The sequence below is a fragment of the Amycolatopsis sp. NPDC024027 genome (assembly GCF_040638975.1).
Lineage (GTDB): Bacteria > Actinomycetota > Actinomycetes > Mycobacteriales > Pseudonocardiaceae > Amycolatopsis.
The window spans coordinates 179,306-198,656 of sequence record NZ_JBEZYY010000014.1 but is presented as its reverse complement, the minus strand read 5'-3'; the positions used below and the strand labels follow the sequence as shown (position 1 = coordinate 198,656).

The following is a 19,351-nucleotide window of genomic DNA, read 5'->3' as shown; positions in this document are numbered from 1 at the left end:
CCTCGTCCTTGAGCGCAGCCGGTGAATCGGGTGAGGTACTGAAGTTCAGTGTTCGTTTCCTCTGCGAGCTCACTGGGCGATTTAATGTCGAGTTGCCATGGGTAGGCGGGCGCACGGCCGGGAGGAACTCGGACGTTGTCGACGCAATGGTCGGAAATGGGGATTAGCTAACAGTCTTCCCAGTCGCATTCGCAGCAGTATCACGCGGAAGCGTTAAATCATCGGCTAACGGAGGCGTAATTGGTCGATGATTTCGGCGATTGTCAGAATGGAGCTGGATTCACTGGCCGCTGTTGCGCGTATGGCTTTTGCGGTCGCCAAATACCGATTGGCATTTCGTGGCTCTGCGTCGTAAACGATGCCGTGAAGACTTTGGTGCACTACCGTAGTTGCGCCTGTTCTGGTCGACTCGTAAATCGAGAACGATGGTACGAAGTTGGTGGAGGCGTTACCGCGAACTACGCATACCCTGATGTGGGGAAGCTCGCTGACCTTCTGTAGATATTGCAATTGGTCGAGCATTACCTGTGGAGAATCGGCAATACTTCGCAAGGAAGGTTCGCCTAGGGCGAAGGTAAAAGTACCTGGGTTGTTACCGTCGACAATGTCCGGGCGTGCCGCGCAGGCGAGCGAGTGGCGACTAACCTCATCTTCACCGAGAATGCTATTCTCCAAGATCGCCTGAGTGTAGTCGGTGGTTTGAAGACGATTTGGAACAAGTGCAGGCGCCCATTCGAAGATTTTAGTTGCGGTCATCTCGTAGTGCCAGAGCAGCGGATTGGCAAGATCCGAGAATGGTTCGATTAGCGTCGGCCTGTCAATCTGACGGAAAATATCGATGATTTCCAGGTATTCGGCCTTCTTGACATGGAGGCAGCCAAGTAGGCGTGCGACGTCCTCAAGCTTGGGGGCGCGTACGCCGAGTTCCCATGCGGACAGTACGGCAGGGTGAATACCCACTCGGTAAGCGAGAACTCGCAATGAGATCCTTCTCGCCATCCGTGCGCGGCGGAGTGCAATGCCAAGTGCGAATACGCTTGGCCAACCGGACTTGGTCGAGGCGGGTCCTGTTTTTAGCTTAGTCAACTTCGCTCCTATTAGCGCCACCGTTTAGGCAGCGGTCGTGAAGGTCGAAATCGGGGCCAAAAGGCGTTTACAACGCGCTGCGCGGCCGCCATATCTTCTTCTGTCATCGGTTCGCCGGGCTTGCGTTCTCTCGATAGCTGCCGGAACGCATCATCGAGCGGCGACTCTTGGTCTTTCTGTTCCATATCACTCGCCGTTCGAACTGGCTGGGAGTGATGGCCATGCTTCGCTTGGCAGCTCGGGTGCAGCGCTGGGAGCCAGCCTTAAGCAGGACTCGCAGGGCAAGCCCGTGGGGTGGTCGATTAACTCCAATTGGCCGGGGCTGAACGATGCTGAGCACATTGCGACCAGCTGATCGGAAGAAATTTCTTGCTCCGCCAGTTCGAATACGTGGACCACGCGGCGAGTCTCGCCCGCGACGCCCGGCAGTGGGCGTCCAAGGATGAGTCGTGTCGTCATCGCTCGGCTCCGTGAGAATCGCGTCCGGCGGGGACGGCTGCGGTCGAGGGGCAGACCGTCCCCGCCGGACTTTCAGATCCGCCGCCATGTGGAGGGCACGCGGCGGCGGACGACCATCGGTGCTGCCGGAAAAGCCGTCTTCGCAGACTTTTCCTGGGCGCAGGTATTTTGGGCTGCGTGTTCGCGTTGCGGAGGATCGCTCGCGCGGCAACATAGGCAAGACAGCGCGGGCAGGGTGGAGCTGGTGGTATGAGGCTAGATGCGATCAGCAGCTCATGTCCGCACAGAGCAACGAACGATCCTTCTTGACGCTGGACACCACGCGCAAACTCTTCATCCGTGATCGCGTGATCCTGGCTGTCCACAAGGCATCGACTCCAGGTCACGAACAAGCGTTGGCCGAGGTCGTTAGTATGAGTCATAGGGACGCCACTCGATGCAGGTTGGTCGTTTTCGGGTGTTTAGCCACTCGATCAAGGCTGCGCGCGCATCGGGGATTGTGATGGCTGCCGCGCGGGGAAACACTGCGCCCGTTGTGCCGTTGAATATCAGGTTCACATCAGGCAGAGGGCGCTTCGAGTTGAAAGAGTTTGCGATCGGCATTTCTCGATCGTGGTTATCCATGTAGTTCAGTGCCGCAAAACCGGCCGATGGCCGGACGCTGATCCGAAGCTGATGGTCGGGGAAGGGGCCATCTTTGCTCCGGTGAAATTCGACGTCCCCGACTATAAGTGTGGTCTCCCAGTCGACATGATCCGTTCTCAGAATCTCGTCGACAAGTCGAGTCGATTCCAGCATTCCGCTCATGACACGGGCCACGCCAGTGGTAAGCGAAGCTGTCAGGAACATGTGTCACGTCGCCGTTCGGTCGGGGAGTGGTTCAGGGCCGGGCGTGCGGGCACGTGCTCGGCCTTCGCCCCAACCGTCACGCTGTGCAACAGGCGCGTCTATATCGCTCTCGGCATGTGACATGCCGAGAGCGGCATAGCGCCAGGTGAAGCGGCGATTCCGCTCTGACGCGGCTCACTCGCTGGTGAGACCCTGTCGCCCTATGTACGCTGGTCAGAGGGAGGCAGGCACCTGCAAGGCGAGGGGATCCGATGAGTTCACCCGGTGGTCCGCAGCATCGCGCGGCCGGCACTTCCGGCGGCCGTCGTTGCCAGGGGTGTGGGTCGGCACTTGCCGCAGACAACACGGCCCGCCTGTGCAGCAAGTGCCACCGGGAGCAACGGGACCAGCTTCGGACGCCTCCCGCCCAATTGAGGAACGAGTTCTTCGAGACGGATGAGTTTCGTGCCGCCTTCGAAAGTCAGCACATCGGCAAGGTGTTCAAGGCGTATCGGAACCACCCGCGTCACCTTCAGCTCTTCGGCAAGGCGTTGAATCAAGAGCTATTGGGGCGGTGGCTCGGGCTCACTCAGGCTCAGGTAAGCAAGCTGGAGAACGGCAAGCCTGAGCAGAACCTTGAGACGCTCCGGAATTACGCGAAGATTCTTCACCTGCCTCAGCATCTGCTCTGGTTCGACTTCCCCGGCCAAAGCCGCTTGAGGTTTCAGCACCTTTCAGCGGGTCAACGTCTGAACTCCGGCGACTCGCGGCCCAGCGGCTTGGTCACTCCCGAGGCTCGGGACGAACTTCTTGTCGTGAACACCGGCATGGACACGCTCGAACTGCTTCGGCGAGTCCGTGCGTCAGCAATCGATTCGTCCACCATCGACGCCTTGGACATCACCGTTGAGCAGCTGTGCTGCGACTACCCGCACGCGGATGCCCGTCAGCTCATGACGACGGGCAAGGAGTGGCTCGGCAAGATGACCGAGCTGCTCGAAAACCGCCTATCGCTGGGCCAGCACCGTGAGGTGCTCACCAAGGCTGGGATGTTGGCGCTTCTGGTGGGGTGCCTTGAGTACGACGTGGGCGACGCGCGTGCAGCCGAGGCCACCCGACGTATGGCATTGGAACTCGGCAAGGAAGCTGGAGATCCCGGCATCGTCGGCTGGGCACATGAAATGCTGGCGTGGTTCCATCTGACGGCCGGAAACTATCGCGCCGTGATTCCGGCGGCTGAGTCCGGCGCTCTGGCTGCGCCCTCGCATTCCGTTGCGGTACAGCTCTACGGACAGCAAGCGAAAGCCTATGCCCGCATGGGAATGGTCGAGGAAGTTCACAAGGCCCTCGACGCTGGCAGCGAGCTGCTGGGACGACTGCCGTTCCCAGAGCGACCGGATAATCACTTTGTGGTCGACCCGGACAAGTGGGACTTCTACGCGATGGACACCTACCGACTGGTCGGCGAGGACCAACTTGCCCAGCGCAACGCTGAGGAAGTCATGCGCCGGAGCGTCAACCCCGAAGGTGTTCCGATGGCACCCATGCGCATAGCGGAAGCGCAGCTCACCCTCGCCGTGATCGCCGCCAGGCGCGGTGACGTCGACGAGGCCGCAGCGTTGGGCATCGAGGCGCTTCAGAACGGCCGTCAGAGCCGTCCGACGCTGCTCATGGTGTCCAGCGAGCTAGAGCACGAGTTGGACACCTACGGCGCCAACGCAGGTGCGGACTTCCGAGAGATGTTCGCCGACGTCAAGCGCGCCCAGTAACGCAATATTCCGACAGAGAATATTCTCGGCGTTCAATATTCTTTTCTGGAATGTTGCGTGGCTTGAACGTGGCCTCGACCTGTGCATATTCCTTCGTGGGATCCTTTATTCACGCGCCGACATAGTCGCTATCTCGCGCTGACGGCTTACTTGATGGCGCGGCCCGCAAACCGCAGGGCCGGAGCCAATAGTAAGGGTCAAATACTGATGAAAACCACAACACATGGCGCCGCTTCTTCGGCGTTTCTTTCCATCCGTCAGGCCGCATGGAGTCTCGGTGTCACCGAGTCCTGCGTGTGCTCCGCAATCCGCAGTGGGGTGCTTCGTGCGGTGCGTCGGCGCTCCCAGCTGGTAGTTCCGGCGACGGAGTTGCGGCGCGTGCTGAGCGGCGGTGCGCGATGACCGATTACGACTACGAGGAGATGGCCTCCCAGCTCGATCGGTACGCCGACGTGCCGGAAGACGTGCTGAACGAAGTGGTGACCAGGGACGGTCTGTGCTTCTGGGCGTTCGACCGGGCCGACATGCCCAAGCTGTCCGGCGACGGCTCGCCGGACCGGGAGTTGGCTGCCGGGATGTGCGCCGGGTGCCCGGTAATCGACGAATGTCGGGAGCTGGACTTGCGGACGGCCGGGCCGGACACGGTCGGGGTGTGGGGCGCGCTGCCGGATACCGATCGGCGTGCCCTGCATCCGGTGTGGACGCGCCGTCGGGGTGGTGAGGCGCGATGACGGTCGATCTCACGCCGACACAGATCCTCGCCGGAGTCGGGGTGATGCTGGCGCTGTTCATGGTCTGGCGCTGGAGCGCCCGCAAGGCTCGCCGGGCCGCCGACGCGGCGCGGGCAAGTTCCCGGGTGGTGTCGCTGGCCGGGCGGGTGCTGTTCACGGGCGCGGCGTTCACGGGCGTTCAGTGGCTCGTGATCACGCACGTGCACAACCCGACCTTGGTCCTAGTGGTCCTCGGGTTGCCGGACCTGATCGCGGCCTACGTCCTGACGCGTGTCCTGACAGTCACGTCCATGGACACCACCAGCCCGCGCCGCCGGGGTGGTGGTCGCCGATGACCACGACTAACCAGAACGAGACAACTGCCGTGGAGGGGCGGGCGCGGCGGCTGGCCGAAGACGCGGCTGAGGCAGCCGACGTCCGTCGCTGGCAGACCCACCCCGACGTGGTGGCGCTGCGGGTGGAGCGGGTCCGGGCGCAGGTCGACCGCCTGTGCTGGTCCGGGATCGTGCTCGGGTTGGCGTTCACCACGGCCAACGTGCAGTGGTTCGCCGCTGCTGGAGCCGCGTTCGGGTCGCTGCCGTGGCTGACGGCGTGGCTACTCGATCCGACCGTGTGTCTGGTCTTGCTGGCGATCCTGCGTGCTGAGCAGGTGACCGCGCGGTACCAGGTACACACGGGAGCGTGGGTACGGGCGGCGAAGTGGCTCACGCTCGCAGCCACCTACGTCATGAACACCTGGTCATCGTGGGCGGCCGGGTCGCCGGCCGGGGTGGTCCTGCACTCCGTTCCGCCGCTGGTTGTGTTCGTCGCTGCTGAAGCGGTCACCGACCTGCGGGACAAGCTCACCGACGCCGTGTCGGTGGCGTTCATGAACGCCACTGATCAGGCGGAGCCTGGCGAAGCGGTCGGGGTTCAAGGATCGGCCGTGCTGGTCCACGAACCGAACACGCCTGATCATGAACCGACCGACCTGGCAAGTGAGCCGAACGTGTCAGGTCCTGAACCGGTGACACCGGAGCCGCGTCGGGAACGTCCGGCTCGGCGGAAGCTGTTCGCCGACTACCTCGCCGACGCCCGGGCCACCTGGACGCCCGGCCTGGAGATCACCCCGGCGTGGGTGCGGGAGACCACGGGATGTTCCCGGGGACTGTCCTCCCGGCTCGCCGCCGCGCTCTCTGCAGAGATCGGCAAGGGGGTGCGCGGCAATGACTGAACCGAGCCGGGAGGACCACGAGCGTGCCGCGTTGGCCCACAGCGGCGGCCGGGACGTCGAACACGTCGGCCCGGTGCTCGACGCTGAGTTGATCGACGACACGTTGCCGCAGCCGCGCCCTCGGACAGCCGGCCAACGGGGTGGCCCGTGGCAGCGGTGCGTGGCCTGGGCGGGCCGAGTGTGGCGATCCGGTCCGGTGTTGCGGGCGCGGTCGGTGTCCGCCTACCGGGTGCGGAAAGCTCCGGTGGACGTGCTCCGGCTGGTGTGGTTCGTGCTGCGCGGGAACTGGCGGTGGCTGGTCAAGTTCTGGAACTGGGCCACCTACGCCGATCTCCGCGCCGACGCTCGCCGGGCTCGGTTGTCCGGGGACGCCGAAGCGCGCCGCGCCGCGCAGGAGCTGATCCGGTCCGATGCCACGGTGCGGTGGGCGCGGCTGGGCATCGTGCTGCGCCGGGTGGCGATCACGCTGCGGTTCGCGGGACCGGTCGCCGGGGTGCTGTGGCTGGTGGATTCGGTGATGGACCGGGCGGACATGTGGCCGTGGCTGGTCGACGTATACATGGGACTGGGCGCCGTGTGGTCGGCTCTCACGGTCGCTGTACCGCTGCTGCTGATCGCGGCACCGGTGGTGTGGGCGGTAGCGGCGGCGTTCGAGGGCCGGGACCGCGCCCCGGGTGCCGGATGGCTGGTCCGCCCGGACCGTGAAGATGCCGACTCCTGGATTGACGAACGGATGATCTCCAAGGCGCTGGCGCATCTGGGCATCGCGCCGCTTGACCGGTTCTACCGCGACGGCGGGGAGTTGATCTACACCGTGGCAGCGCGCAAGGACGGTGACGGCACGTTCGCTCAGGTCCGGTTGCCGCTCGGGGTGACCGCCGACATGGTCGCCGCGCGTCGGTCGAAGCTGGCGGCGAACCTCGGTCGGGCGTCGTTAGAAACGTGGCCGACCAAGGGCGACGAAGACGGGGTGCTTGACCTGTGGGTCGCCGACAAGGGCGTCTTGGGGGGCGGGGCCGGCGAATGGCCGCTGGTCCACGATGGACAGGTCGACGTGTTCGACGGCGTTCCGTTCGGACTGTCGCAGCGCGGGAGGGTGATCAACGCGCCGTTGGTCGGAGTGAACTGGCTCATCGGCGGCCGTCCCGGGCAAGGCAAGTCCGCCGCGCTGCGGACGTTGCTGCTGGGCGCGGCATTGGATCCCACGGCCGAACTGTGGGCGTTCGTCATGGGCGAGTCCCCGGACTTCGAACCGTTCCGGCCCCGGCTGTCCCGCTACGGAATGGGGATGGACGACAGCGTGGCCGAAGCGGCAACGACTGCGCTGGCGGACTTGCTGACCGAAATGGAGCGACGCGGCAAGATTCTCGGAGAGCAGCCGGGTCGTCCGCCGAAGGTCTCGCGCAAGCTCGCCGACAAGGCCGGGCTCGGCCTGCACCCGTTGGTGTGCGGGATCGACGAGTGCCACGAGCTGTTCCAGCACCCGAAGTACGGCAAGAAAGCCGCCGAACTGGTAGTGCGGTTGATCAAGCGGGGCCGCAAGTACGGGATTGTGCTGCTGCTGGCCACCCAGTCGCCGACGAAGGACAGCATCCCCCGGGAGGTCACCCGCAATGTCTCGTGTGGCGTGGCGTTCTCGGTGGCTGATCAGGTGGCCAATGACGGGCTGCTCGGGTCGGGCAAGTACGCAGCCGGTATCCGCGCGACCGAACTGCGGATCAATACCGACCGGGGAACCTGTGTCGCGGTCGGCATCACCGATGAGACGTTCGAGTTGGTCCGCACGTTCTACGTCCCGTTCGAAGACGGGGCCGACGACGTTACCCCGGTCGTTGGCCGCGCTCTGGCTCTGATCGCGGAGATGGGCCGGGCGGTCGAGTCCAGCGCACGGCCGCAACTCGAGCCGGGCGGACCGGTGGAGGTGGACGAGCTGGCCGACCTTGCCGACGTGATCGGTGGGGATGACCGGGTGCGGACGCAGCAGGTGCTGACGCGGTTGGTGGAGCTTAACCAAGAGCACTACGGCGGGTGGAGCTTCGCCGCACTGTCCGCGCTGCTGGCCGAGCACGGCATTGGCGCGCGTAAGTCCCACGGCGTGATGACCGTGCGCGCCGCCGACGTTACCGCTGCCCTCGCTCGTCGGGAAGCGGGAACCGCTGCAGGGGAGGAGGAGGGGATACGGGGAGTTCTCCCCGCCGACTCCCCTGGGCAATCTCCCCCCGATGACCAGCGTAAACACGGCCCGGGGAGCCCGGGGAGCTGCCGCCGGCCGGACCCCGGATCGGGCCGAAGCCGGGGTGGTTCCGGGACCGATACGGATCCTTCCCCGGCTCCCCGCTGGCCCGGCGAGAGGAGGTGATCGCTCTTTTGCCCAATCACCCCATACGCACGCGGCCGAAACTCACCCAGCCCGACCCAGAAGGAAGCGAACATGACCAACAGCGCGACACAGAGGTTGGCCGTCCGACCCTCATTGACGGGTCGTTCGAGAAAAACACCTCAGGAGGTGACCGTGCCCACAGCCCGGACGGCCGAGGCCAGTCGGGCGGCGACCTGCCCCGGCGCGCCAAACAGAGCACCGCCGCAGCACGGTCCCAACGGTCCGTAGACGGCTCACCACCGTCCGAGCCGAACGATCTCTCAGTAACGCTCATGATGGGGCCGGACGGAGGTCCGTGGATGGCTGTGGGCGGCGCGGACCTGCAGGAGGTGGCTGCGAGGATCACCACGACATGTGAAGCGCTGCTCCGGGCGCAGCCATCCCGGAAGTGACTGCAGACGCCCTTCGCTGTGCGGCGAAGGGCGTCTGCCATTGGGAAGCGCCGGGGGTTGAGCAACACCGTCCGCACCGACGGTTGCGCAAGTCTGTCGAGAGTTGGTTTTGGATGGAAATCTACAACCCCAGACTGTCGGCATCCTGATAGGCGACATGCCCATTCTTCCGTCACTTTGGAGTCTCCGTGCTGTAAACCTGACGGCATGGACCTTGAGCGAGTTGGCGAGGATGATGTTAGTCGTGGCGTGGAGCTGCCCACTGATCCCGCTTCTGCGGTTGCGCTCAACGCGGCCGCGCCGTCATGGATGCCGTGGCGATCGCTTGCGCTCTATGGACGGTGGTGGCAGCTCGAAGGTTGGCTACGCGATCTTGTGTACGTGGAGCTTCGAGCACGTCACGGCGAGAAGTGGGGTGACTCGGTGAAAGCTGCGATTGGTAGGCAAAGTCAAGATGCGGCGTTCAGTCATATGACTGGAGTGGATAACGAGAACCCGCTGGCTTACCTCGACTACAGTCAACTCCTTGAGGTAATTGAAAGAAACTGGGACCTCTTTTCGTATGCTCTACTTGAGAAGCGATCATGGAATGGACGTCAGGAAGAACTAAAGCGGATACGTCACCGAATTGGGCATGTGCGGCGTCCGCATAGTGATGATCTAAATAGAATCGAACAAACTCTTCGAGACCTTGAGCTGGGCGCCTTCCGTGCTTGCGCTTCCTATAATAGACAGGCGATACCGGATTCGGATGATGCTAACCTTGTTGTAAAAGGTTGGATGCGGGGAGAGCATCGCGACGCAGATCGTCTGCTAGATCATGCCTATCGGCAGTACGACACACGGTTTAGTCTGCATGTTAGCAAGCGACCATGGGGGGAGTGGAGAAGCTCCCTGGAGGAGTCATCTGGGCTATTATGGCACGCCGAGTTCTATGTTGGAGGGTCGGGTGTAATTGATCCGAGAAGACTGTGGAGCGAAGTGGCTCCTATTCGACCCCTGATTGTTCATCTACTGATTGAGCCATCGGTGGCAAGTTTCACATTCAGCGGTGCTGATGATTCCTCGAAAATTTCCGATGCCGTCGGAAGGGCATTTGATTCTGTTCTGTACGCATCACGCTTCGGCTCTCCTGGATTTCAGCTAGACGATCCCTTCGACAACAAGGAGAGAGAAGTGTGGGTGCAGAAAGCGCAGCGTCTTGATTTTCGCGTGTTGAGTCAGAGTCTGTGGAGCGTTGTCGAGGATGCAACTGTTCCGATATCCATATTCCAATCCGGTGGCGGTGTCTTCGTTGCGGACTGCTAAGAAGATGGCGCGGCTTATGTCGAGGATGGAGGGCGAACAATGAACCGCAAGAGACTTTTTGTTAGTGCGCTCGAAGAGTTGGATGGATTAGTTAGAAAAGGTCAATCGAATATCAGCGACTATGAATTACTTAGAATTTCGGCCTTGCTGCGCCAGTTGATTCTCGATGCTCAGCCGCTGTATGCGCAGATAAATCGAGAGTATCGGGTCTCGGTCACGTTTCGCTCGTCATATCCTGCGAGTATGACGGATCAGGATCTGCCGGAGCCGCCTTTTGAAGGTTTAGATTCACCTTTGCCAATTGGAACGAAGACCCTGTCAAGAGATGACTTTCTTCGTCGACATGCTGGTTACACCCGGCCGCATTCTTTTACTGTAAAGGATTTGATCTTGTATGGGGCGAATGTCGCGGGTGGGGTACACGCTGGCAGTCCGAAAAGTCCTGAACACGCTACCCTTCACGATACTGCTGAGGTGTTAGTATTCTTCGGAAAAGAGCCTGCCTTGCTGGAACTATTAGGCATCGGTCAAGTGGTACTGCGCAGTCTTTCTCCGCTTTATGGCCTCGTCAAGGCTGAGACGTCCCGCGAGACTCCTTGACTTGCTTCTGAACTTCTTGCGCAGTCAAGGTACGGTGTCTATTGGCCTGGTAGCTCGGATTCGATTCTGGCACTTTCGTCGAGGAGCCATGATATCCAGTTGAGCAAATGCGGTTTCGTAAACTCGTCTGGGTAGCGTCTGCTTAGCCATTCGCGCAGAGCGATAGCACAAAAGCCGGTGAGTTGCGCAAGTAACCCCAATGGATGATCGCCGAGGGGTTCTCTTTTGCGATCTGCTGAAAGCCACTTAACGAGTTCGGATATAATCTTGAAGCGTACGTCAAACCCGGGATGCGTGGAGGCTGAATCATCTTCAAGCCACGCCTCGTTGACATGGGTTAATGCAAGAAGGGAGAGTGTGCTTCCCAGGGTTGCTCTGTAGATGTTGCTAAAGCTAGCCGCACGCTCGATAGAATCTGCTATCATCAGGAATGAAAGAATGTCAGCGTGAATTTCTCGCTTCTGCGGTAAGGTCAGCTTAATTAATTCATTCCAAATGTCGGCCCCCTGTATGGCCTCGTCAACTGCGCGCTTTGCCTTGCGGTTTTTTGACGATGAGGTGGTGTGGCCTAGAAGGTGATGCGCGAGCTCATGGCCAACAATGAACATCTCGCAGGACTCTTCGGCCACTTCAAGAGTGGCTCGCCGTTTGGCGGTTATCTTCGAAGTAAGCTTCCTATTCGTTCCGCCGATTATTTTCGAATCAATCCATTCTTGCCGTGAACTATCCAGGTAGTCCCAGGGCTCATAGAGTTGATGATGAAGGCGCTCAACCCACTGGGGATTATCGCCTTGTTCGTTGACGATGTCCCCGATCAATGTTCGCACTACGCGCGTGAATTCGTCGAATGCGACTACGTAGCTGTTTAAGATGTAGGTATATTGCAAGTTTATTTCAATGATTCCGGCTTGACGTTCAGTCCAGGCTTGCGCGTTTGCTTCGGCGTTGATAATCCTGCCGACGAAAATTGATTTGGCGGCCGCTCTCCATTCCGCTGGAAGGCTGTCGATCAAGTGCTCCACATGCGACGTCAACTCTGGGCAATTTGAGCGATCTGGTCTCCATGTGCGGTGAAATTCAAGAGAGGTTGCCGAAGCGTTGTCGAGTTGGTCGAGGCGTCGTATCACCTCGTACCAGAAACTCCCCTGCTTTGGTAACTTGTGTTTCGCGTAGAACTTGTTGCGTGAGTCTGCAAGGTTGGCCATCTGATCATTATAGCTCAGTTAAGCATTTAGTGTTACTGTGGATTCTGGGATTAAGAATTCAGCTGGAATTGAAGTTCGATGAAGTCTGTCGATGGCAAGTGCTGCGATCGCCCTGCGTTCAACGCTGCAATTAGTGCAGGGGTTTGGTAATCTTGATGGTTTTGCTGGTTCTGGAAATCTCGTCAAAATGTTCAGAAAGCTCCGGCATTGCTTCCCGCCATCCTTCCGGCAAACGCCAGCCGGCAGACCATGCGCCATCTGATCGTTTTTGCACGGCGAATCTAAAACCCAGTTCGAGCCACCGAATACGGCGATCCTCCGGTGTCATCCCTGCTAGCTCTTGCTGCCAAGTTCGCTCGGTGGCAACCCACTGCACTCCGCCTGGTTCGGCTGGAAGGGTCCTTAATGTGTCAATATCGGCCAGGATCTTCTCTCCGTCGTTCATAATTCGGCGTCGAGCTTCCAGTGACTTGGCCCGAGCAACCTCGGACATCAACTTGCCGTACTCGCGTTCCAGTTTCGCTATTTCGTTGGCATGGTTGGTTGGCGGCAAGATGACTCGTTCGCGCACTGGGACCATCGCGAAGATTTTGTAGAATGCTTGCGTGGCTAGTGGTTCCACTTCTTCGGCCTTCATGGCTGGGCCGTGTTTGCGTGACGGGCATTGCCAGAACCTGTACTGATATTCGATAGGACTTCCGTCTTTGCCTGTCCTCTTAACTACGGTAAGGCGATGCCATAGGTTTTCAAGACACTCTGGACATACCAGGATACCTGAAAACTCGTATGGTCGATTGCTGCCGCGTGTCTTTCGCTTAGATTTCTCTGCGAGTCGGGCTATGATCTCTGCCTGCTCGGCTGGCTCGAAGATGCCGAATTCGACCAGAGCGGGATCTGTCAGAAGGCGGCCAAGCGTGTTTCCCTGCCACTTATAGCCCTTTAGTTCGACAGTGGTTGGGTCTTGTCCACGTCGCTCGGCTCCCAGTTGCAACTGTCGATCCCTCGGCGTTACGACTTTCCGTTCGATGAGCCAGCGACACATGTCAGTTAGGCCGTCGCCCGCCCGTGCCATCCTGGACAGTTGGTGAAGGATCTTGACGGCGTACTGGTCAAGTCCGAGAACCCAACCACCGCCAGGCAGTTCTACGGGCATGGTGCCGTAAATGTGGCCCTCGCCGCCCCAGCGCCCAGCCTCTTTGAGGGCAGCCTTGGCTGAGCGGAAACGCTCCCTCATGCGCTCCCGTTCCATACGGGCGAACGCGGCAATCAGCGTGATCATGAACTCAGACATCGAGTTACTGGAGTCGATGCCCTCTGCAATGCAGATTAGTCGCTTCCCGCGCGCCCTCAGCCACTCCAGCAAGGTGAGAGCGTCCATGACGTTGCGAACTAGGCGATCCAGCTTCGACACAACCAACGTCTTCCATGGTTGCGGCGCCGCATCCGACAACCAGAGCCTTAGCCCGTCACGCTTGTCGGGCTCCAAGTCCCCGGAGACGTGCAGGTCCGACACGGTCGCAACGATCGGAATGCCGTACGCGTTCGCCCATCGCTGCGTGTCGCGTGTCTGGACCTCGTTGGACGTGCTCTCGTCCGAGAAGTGCGACTGACGGACGTAGCACAACGCTGCGTCGCCCTCAGGGTCGAACGGGACAACCGCCGGCCGCTCGCTGAGTTGCTTCTTGAACCGCCGCTTCTTCCGGGGTGCCGGTGCGCTCATGTTCGGTATCCTCGCTGGTAGACGCCTTGCCAGTGTAGTTGGTTGACGCGCCTGGTGGGACCACGAGGTCTTGAACAACTGGTACCCGGGCAAGATCCTCGACAACCCGGCCTACACCGAGAAGCGCGTCGACGTCCTCGCGCCGCGGGCGTACCAGGCGTTCCACGAGTGGCACCCGATCGACTCGCGCCGGGCCGTCGACGGCCGCGTCTACCGCAGCTTCAGCTACGGGTCCCGCCTCGAAATCTTCGTGCTGGACATGCGGACCTACCGCAACGCCAACACGGCGGACCGGACCAAGCCGGGCTACATCCTCGGTGACGCGCAGGCCCGCTGGCTGGCCGACGCGCTCGGCCGCAGCACGGCCACCTGGAAGATCGTCCAGGCCGACATGCCGCTGGGCCTGGTCGTCCCGGACGGCACCGACATCGAGGCCGTGGCGAACAACCTGCCGGGCGCGCCGGGCGGGCGGGAGACCGAACTGGCCTGGGTGCTGCGGGAAATCCAGCGCCGCCGCGTCCGCAACGTCGTCTGGCTGACCGCCGACGTCCACTACACCGCGGCGCACCACTATTCACCCGACCGGGCCGCCTTCCAGGACTTCGACCCGTTCTGGGAGTTCGTGTCCGGGCCGCTGAACGCGGGCGCGTTCGGGCCGAACGCGCTGGACCCGACGTTCGGCCCGCAGGCGGTGTTCGTGCACGCCCCGCCGGCGGCGAACACGGCCCCGGTCGACGGCTTCCAGCACTTCGGCGAGCTGAACGTCGACGGCGCGAGCGGCGACCTCACGGTCGATCTCCGCGACGCCACCGGAGCGTCGTTGTGGTCGAAGACACTGCACCCGGCAGGGCGCTGACGCCGGACGCCGCGAATGACTCATTCGGGACCTCCCACGTCCCGAATGAGTCATTCGCGACCTCGGCCCGGGCCGCTGACCGGGTCGGCTAGGCTCGCGCGCACCGATACGCACCCGTACCAATGACATCCGGGGCTTCGCCCCGAGCCGGGGGCTCCGCCACCCGGACCCCCGAAAAAGTATTAAGGAGAAACACCGTCGTGACTGAACGCACGCTGGTCCTGGTCAAGCCCGATGGCGTCGCGCGCGGCCTCGTCGGCGAAGTGATCTCGCGGATCGAGCGCAAGGGCCTCAAGCTCGCCGCGGTCGAGCTGCGGACCGTCCCGCAGGCGCTGGCCGAGGAGCACTACGCCGAGCACAAGGAGCGTTCGTTCTTCGGCGACCTGCTCGAGTTCATCACCTCGGGCCCGCTGGTCGCGCTCGCCGTCGAGGGCCCGCGCGCCATCGCCGCGTTCCGCCAGCTGGCCGGCGGCACCGACCCGGTCGAGAAGGCCACCCCGGGCACCATCCGCGGCGACTTCGCGCTGGAGACCCAGTACAACCTGGTCCACGGCTCGGACTCGCCGGAGTCGGCCGAGCGTGAGCTGAAGCTCTGGTTCCCCGACCTGTGATCGGCACCGGGGCCGCGTACCGCGCGGCCCCGGTTTCCCGGGAGACCCCATGACGACGATGCCGTTCCCCGCCCGCGAGTACCTGCCCGTGCTGCGCGAGCTGACCAGCGCCTTCGCGGAGCGGCTGCGCACCGGCGACCCGGCGGCGAAGGTGCCGGACTGCGTGGGCTGGACGCTGGCCGACCTCGGCACCCACCTCGGGAACGTGCACCGATGGGCCGCCACCGTCGTCACCACCGGTCAATCCCACCCGCAGGACTTCGAGCGGGGCCCGGGCGCCGATCTGGCGTCCTGGTACGCCGAGAGCGCCGGAATCCTCCTGGACGCGCTGGCCGCGGCCACCCCTGAAGACCGGTGCTGGCACTTCGGCGGCACCGAGAAGACCAAGGCGTTCTGGTTTCGCCGCCAGGTCCACGAAACCGCCGTCCACCTCGCCGATGCGGGGAGCGACCACGCGCTCGACCCCGCCGTGGCCGCGGACGGCGTCGACGAGGTCCTCGGCGCGATGCTGCCGCGCGTGACGCGCTGGCACGCCGTTCCCCAGCTGCCCGGGCCGGTCACCCTGCGCGCCACCGACACCGGCGACGTCTGGACCGTGCACCCCGGCGAGCCGCCCGCCCTGGGCCCCGCCGCTTCCGGCGGCGCGAGGGTGGAAGGGCCGGCGCGCGATCTCCTGCTGCGGCTGTGGAAGCGCTCCGGGCCCGACCCGCGTGCCACCGGCGAGGCCGCGGAAGCGCTTCTCGCCGCACCGCTGACCCCTTAAGGGTGTTCTAGACCATTCAGGCGGCGTTCACCGGGAAGTCTTCCCCCGGCCGTGCCGCTGCGCTGTGCTGGTCCGGCTCACTCTCACTCGATACTGGGGTACCTGGTGAAGAAGTCACGCGCAGCGCTGCCGCTCGTCGCCTTGTTCGCGACGGCGTTCGTCGTTCCGGCCCACGCCGACCCCCTCGCCGCACCGCTCGGCACACCACCGGTCGAGGCCGCGCCGGCCGCGTCGTCGGACCACCAGGGCCCGGCCGCCTTCGCCGCCGCGAATCCCGACGACGGGCTCGTCACCGGCAGCGCGACCACCGAGGTCGCGCCCGGCCTGAACCTCACCCAGTTCGACCGGTTCGACCCGGCCGGCTGGATCCGCGGCGACACCCTGGCCGTCGACCTGGGCAGCAAGGTGCTCAAGCCGACGTACCTGAGCCCCGGGACGGTTTCCGCGCGCACACCGCTGTCGCAGCAGGCCGCGCGGGCGGGCGCGGTGGCCGGCGTCAACGGCGACTTCTTCGACATCAACGCCACCGGCGCCCCGATCGGCGTCGGCATCGACCGCGGGCAGCTGCAGACCGCCCCCGCCGCCGGCCACAACCTCACCGCGTCGATCACCGACGCGGGCAAGGCCGAGCTCGCGTCGATCTTCCTCGAAGCCACCGTGACGCTGCCCGGGGGCACGGTGCCGGCGACCAACTTCAACAGCCCGGTCCTCGGTGCGGACGCGATCGGCGTCTACACGCCGTTGTGGGGCGCTTCGGGCCGTCGGACATCGGTGGCGGGCGCCGCGCGGGTGCGGGAGGTCGAGGTGCGCGACGGCGTCGTCACGCAGGTGCGCACCGCGCCCGCCGACGGCCCGATCGCGGCGGGGACGACGGTGCTGCTGGCCCGGGAAGCCGGGGCGGACGCGCTCGCCGCGCTGCGGCCGGGTGACGCGGTCGGCGTCACCTACGCGCCGCGCTCGGACGCCGGGAAGATCGCGGTCGCGGTGGGCGGCAACGAAGTCCTGCTCCGCGACGGCGTCGTGCAGCCGGTCGACGACGTCGCCATGCACCCGCGGACAGCGGTCGGCTTCTCCGCCGATGGCCGGAAGCTGTGGCTGGCCACCGTGGACGGACGGCAGGCCGACAGCCGCGGGATGACCGAGCTCGAACTGGCGCGGCACATGAAGAGCCTCGGCGCCGACGACGCCCTCAACCTCGACGGCGGCGGGTCGTCGACGCTCCTCGCGCGCAACGAGGGCGAAGCCGCGCCGAGCGTCCGGAACGCGCCGTCCGACGGCGGGGAACGCCTGGTGCCCAACGGGATCGGCGTCACGACCGTGCCCGGCAGCGGCCGGCTCGCCGGCTTCGCTCCGGCGCCGGCCGTCGCGACGACCGACGCGAACCGCGTGCTGTCCGGCCTGACCCGGCACCTGATCGCCGACGGCCACGACGAAACCGGCGCCGCGGTGGCCGCCGACCCGCGCTGGAGCACGTCGGACCTCCGGCGGGCCACCGTGACACGCGGGGTCGTCACCGGGCACAGCGCGGGTGCCGTCGACGTCGTCGCGCGCTCCGGCCGGGCATCCGGGAAGGCGGCGCTCGCGGTGCTGGGCAAGCCGGTTCGCCTCGGTACGAGCACCGAGCAGGTCGCGCTTTCGGCCGCGGGCGCGCGAAGCACCTTCAAGGTCTACGGCTACGACGCCGACGGCTACGGCACCTGGCTCGAGCCCGGCGACGTCAAGCTCGACTACGACCCCTCGGTCGTGCGGGTCGAGCCGTCCGGTGACGGCTACGCGGTGACCGCGCTGACCTCCTCCGGCGCTTCGGCGATCACCGCTTCGGCCGCCGGCCTGACCACACACCTGGCCGCGTCGGTCGGCACCGTGGCGCAGGTGGCGTCGCCGTTGGACGGTCCGGCGGGCTGGGCGGCCACCGTGTTCCCGGCGGTCGTCGGCGCGGCGCTCTCCGCGGCGCCGGGCCACGACGGCGGCGCCGGCTTGGCGCTGGACTACCGGCTGACCGGTACGACCGCGACGCGCGCGGCCTACGTGACGCCGTCCTCGCCGCTTCCGGTTCCCGGCGGCACGCAGAAGATCGGCCTGTGGGTGAACGGCGACGGCAAGGGCGCGTGGCTGCGGGCGGAACTGCGCGACGCCGCGAACGTGGCGTCCATTGTGGACCTTTCGCTGAGCGTGGACTGGACGGGCTGGCGGTACGTCACGGCCGCGATCCCGGCCGGGCTGCCCGCGGGACAGCGCCTGGCGCGCTTCTACGCCGTCGAGAACGTGCCCGACCAGCAGTACGAGGGCCGGCTCGGGTTCGACGACCTGACGTTCGAGGTGGCGCCGACGACCGCCGTGCCCGCCGATCCGGCCCCGCACGACCCGGCACTGGTCACCGACGGCGTCCTGACCGGCGGTCTGCGGGTCGCGGTGGTCAGCGACGCCCAGTTCACCGCGGACGACCCGGCGGGGCCGCTGGTCGCCCAGGCCCGGCGGGCGCTGCGCGAAGCCGTCGCGGCGAAACCGGACCTGGTGCTGATCAACGGCGACTTCGTCGACCGCGGCACGCCGCCCGACTTCGTGCTGGCCCGGCAGGTGATCACCGACGAGCTCGACGGCAAGGTGCCCTGGTACTACGTCCCGGGCAACCACGAGGCGGAGGCCGGCAACGGCCTCGCGAACTTCCAGGCCGCCTTCGGGGTCACGCACCAGGTCGTCGACGTCCGCGGCATCCGGCTGGTGCTGCTGGACTCCTCCCGCGGCTCGCTGCGGGCCGGCGGGTTCGACCAGGTCCGGCTGCTGCGCTCCGCCCTCGATTCGGCGGCGGCCGACCGGTCCGTGCGCGGGGTCATCGTCGCGATGCACCACCCGGTCGAGGACCCGGGCCCGACCGGGAACTCCCAGCTCGGCGACCGCAAGGAGGCGACCCTGCTGACCCAGTGGCTGACCGGGTTCGAGCAGGCGTCCGGCAAACCGGCCGCCGCCGTGGCGTCGCACGCCGGCGTGTTCTCCCTGTCGCGGGTCGACGGGGTGCCGTACCTGGTCAACGGCAACTCGGGCAAGGCGCCCGCGGCCGCGCCCGGCGACGGCGGGTTCGTCGGCTGGACGCTGCTGCGCGTCGACCCGGCCGACCGCGCGCAGCCGGTGCGGTTCGAGACGCGGCCGAACGTGGACTCGCTTTCGCTGTCGGGGCCGTCTTCGCTGGCCCGCGGCGAACGCGCGGTCGTCCGCGCTTCCGTGCGGCAGGGCACGCGGGACGTGCCGGTGTCGTACCCGGTGAGCGCCGGCTGGGCGGTGTCGTGGGGCGTCGTCGCGTTCGATCCCGCGTCCGGGGTGCTGACGGCGTTGCGGCCGGGGGTCGCGCGGCTGTCGGTGACGGTCAACGGGGTGACGGCCACGCTGGTCGTGACGGTCCGCGGCTAATCCGCTCGGTTTTTGTCGGTGGCGG

Annotated in this window: 14 protein-coding genes and 1 pseudogene; 11 read left to right on the top strand and 4 right to left on the bottom strand. The window is 64.6% G+C overall.

The genetic code is table 11. The features are described 5' to 3' along the window. Positions 1–225: 225 nt before the first annotated feature. Both AB0F52_RS31005 and AB0F52_RS31000 read right to left on the bottom strand, forming a co-directional pair. A complete protein-coding gene (locus tag AB0F52_RS31005; protein WP_360178748.1) occupies positions 226–1,107 on the bottom strand; it encodes a helix-turn-helix transcriptional regulator in 882 nt (293 codons plus the stop codon). An 846-nt stretch (positions 1,108–1,953) separates the two neighbouring features. Further along, complete coding sequence (locus tag AB0F52_RS31000) at positions 1,954–2,352, bottom strand: Imm1 family immunity protein (RefSeq protein WP_360178745.1); 399 nt, start codon at positions 2,350–2,352, stop codon at positions 1,954–1,956. A 452-nt stretch (positions 2,353–2,804) separates the two neighbouring features. Here AB0F52_RS31000 and AB0F52_RS30995 point away from each other — a divergent pair, with 452 nt between their 5' ends. From AB0F52_RS30995 to AB0F52_RS30965, 7 genes are all read left to right on the top strand, one after another. Continuing rightward, positions 2,805–4,142 carry a helix-turn-helix domain-containing protein gene (locus AB0F52_RS30995; RefSeq protein ID WP_360178743.1) on the top strand — a complete coding sequence of 446 codons (1,338 nt, stop codon included), beginning with the start codon at positions 2,805–2,807 and terminating at the stop codon, positions 4,140–4,142. A gap of 398 nt (positions 4,143–4,540) precedes the next feature. Beyond that, positions 4,541–4,873 carry a WhiB family transcriptional regulator gene (locus tag AB0F52_RS30990; protein WP_360178741.1) on the top strand — a complete coding sequence of 111 codons (333 nt, stop codon included), beginning with the start codon at positions 4,541–4,543 and terminating at the stop codon, positions 4,871–4,873. After that, positions 4,870–5,208, top strand: a complete 339-nt coding sequence (locus tag AB0F52_RS30985) for a hypothetical protein (protein ID WP_360178739.1) — start codon at positions 4,870–4,872, stop codon at positions 5,206–5,208. Before AB0F52_RS30990 ends, AB0F52_RS30985 begins: the two co-directional genes overlap by 4 nt. Next, positions 5,205–6,086, top strand: coding sequence for a hypothetical protein (locus AB0F52_RS30980; protein ID WP_360178736.1), 882 nt, complete (start codon positions 5,205–5,207; stop codon positions 6,084–6,086). The genes AB0F52_RS30985 and AB0F52_RS30980 overlap by 4 nt, the downstream gene beginning before the upstream one ends. Next, complete coding sequence (locus AB0F52_RS30975) at positions 6,079–8,445, top strand: FtsK/SpoIIIE domain-containing protein (protein WP_360178733.1); 2,367 nt, start codon at positions 6,079–6,081, stop codon at positions 8,443–8,445. Before AB0F52_RS30980 ends, AB0F52_RS30975 begins: the two co-directional genes overlap by 8 nt. A 620-nt stretch (positions 8,446–9,065) precedes the next feature. Then, positions 9,066–10,166 (top strand): Swt1 family HEPN domain-containing protein, encoded by a 1,101-nt coding sequence (locus tag AB0F52_RS30970; protein ID WP_360178730.1) that lies wholly within the window; start codon positions 9,066–9,068, stop codon positions 10,164–10,166. Between the two features lie 39 nt (positions 10,167–10,205). Beyond that, positions 10,206–10,766 (top strand): hypothetical protein, encoded by a 561-nt coding sequence (locus tag AB0F52_RS30965; RefSeq protein WP_360178727.1) that lies wholly within the window; start codon positions 10,206–10,208, stop codon positions 10,764–10,766. Between the two features lie 38 nt (positions 10,767–10,804). Here the strand turns inward: AB0F52_RS30965 and AB0F52_RS30960 are convergent, their stop codons facing one another. Then, complete coding sequence (locus AB0F52_RS30960) at positions 10,805–11,971, bottom strand: hypothetical protein (RefSeq protein ID WP_360178724.1); 1,167 nt, start codon at positions 11,969–11,971, stop codon at positions 10,805–10,807. Between the two features lie 130 nt (positions 11,972–12,101). After that, positions 12,102–13,691, bottom strand: coding sequence for a recombinase family protein (locus AB0F52_RS30955; protein ID WP_360178721.1), 1,590 nt, complete (start codon positions 13,689–13,691; stop codon positions 12,102–12,104). Between the two features lie 58 nt (positions 13,692–13,749). Between AB0F52_RS30955 and AB0F52_RS30950 the strand changes: the two are divergent. The 4 genes and pseudogenes from AB0F52_RS30950 to AB0F52_RS30935 form a co-directional block, all read left to right on the top strand. Beyond that, positions 13,750–14,547: pseudogene (locus AB0F52_RS30950) on the top strand (alkaline phosphatase D family protein); the annotation flags it as partial. Between the two features lie 200 nt (positions 14,548–14,747). Next, the gene (gene ndk / locus AB0F52_RS30945; RefSeq protein ID WP_013228487.1) at positions 14,748–15,158 is read left to right on the top strand and encodes a nucleoside-diphosphate kinase; all 411 of its coding nucleotides are present in this window, start codon (positions 14,748–14,750) and stop codon (positions 15,156–15,158) included. Positions 15,159–15,207: 49 nt separating this feature from the next. Beyond that, positions 15,208–15,921 (top strand): maleylpyruvate isomerase family mycothiol-dependent enzyme, encoded by a 714-nt coding sequence (locus tag AB0F52_RS30940; protein WP_360178717.1) that lies wholly within the window; start codon positions 15,208–15,210, stop codon positions 15,919–15,921. Between the two features lie 105 nt (positions 15,922–16,026). Further along, positions 16,027–19,326 carry a phosphodiester glycosidase family protein gene (locus tag AB0F52_RS30935; RefSeq protein WP_360178714.1) on the top strand — a complete coding sequence of 1,100 codons (3,300 nt, stop codon included), beginning with the start codon at positions 16,027–16,029 and terminating at the stop codon, positions 19,324–19,326. Positions 19,327–19,351: the final 25 nt, after the last annotated feature.

Excerpts from the sequence above, each read along its gene's own strand:
- AB0F52_RS31000 (WP_360178745.1), bottom strand. The coding sequence starts at position 2,352 with ATGAGCGGAATGCTGGAATCGACTCGACTTGTCGACGAGATTCTGAGA.
- AB0F52_RS30990 (WP_360178741.1), top strand. The coding sequence starts at position 4,541 with ATGACCGATTACGACTACGAGGAGATGGCCTCCCAGCTCGATCGGTAC.
- AB0F52_RS30985 (WP_360178739.1), top strand. The coding sequence starts at position 4,870 with ATGACGGTCGATCTCACGCCGACACAGATCCTCGCCGGAGTCGGGGTG.
- AB0F52_RS30980 (WP_360178736.1), top strand. The coding sequence starts at position 5,205 with ATGACCACGACTAACCAGAACGAGACAACTGCCGTGGAGGGGCGGGCG.
- AB0F52_RS30975 (WP_360178733.1), top strand. The coding sequence starts at position 6,079 with ATGACTGAACCGAGCCGGGAGGACCACGAGCGTGCCGCGTTGGCCCAC.
- AB0F52_RS30970 (WP_360178730.1), top strand. The coding sequence starts at position 9,066 with ATGGACCTTGAGCGAGTTGGCGAGGATGATGTTAGTCGTGGCGTGGAG.
- AB0F52_RS30965 (WP_360178727.1), top strand. The coding sequence starts at position 10,206 with ATGAACCGCAAGAGACTTTTTGTTAGTGCGCTCGAAGAGTTGGATGGA.
- AB0F52_RS30960 (WP_360178724.1), bottom strand. The coding sequence starts at position 11,971 with ATGGCCAACCTTGCAGACTCACGCAACAAGTTCTACGCGAAACACAAG.
- AB0F52_RS30955 (WP_360178721.1), bottom strand. The coding sequence starts at position 13,691 with ATGAGCGCACCGGCACCCCGGAAGAAGCGGCGGTTCAAGAAGCAACTC.
- AB0F52_RS30940 (WP_360178717.1), top strand. The coding sequence starts at position 15,208 with ATGACGACGATGCCGTTCCCCGCCCGCGAGTACCTGCCCGTGCTGCGC.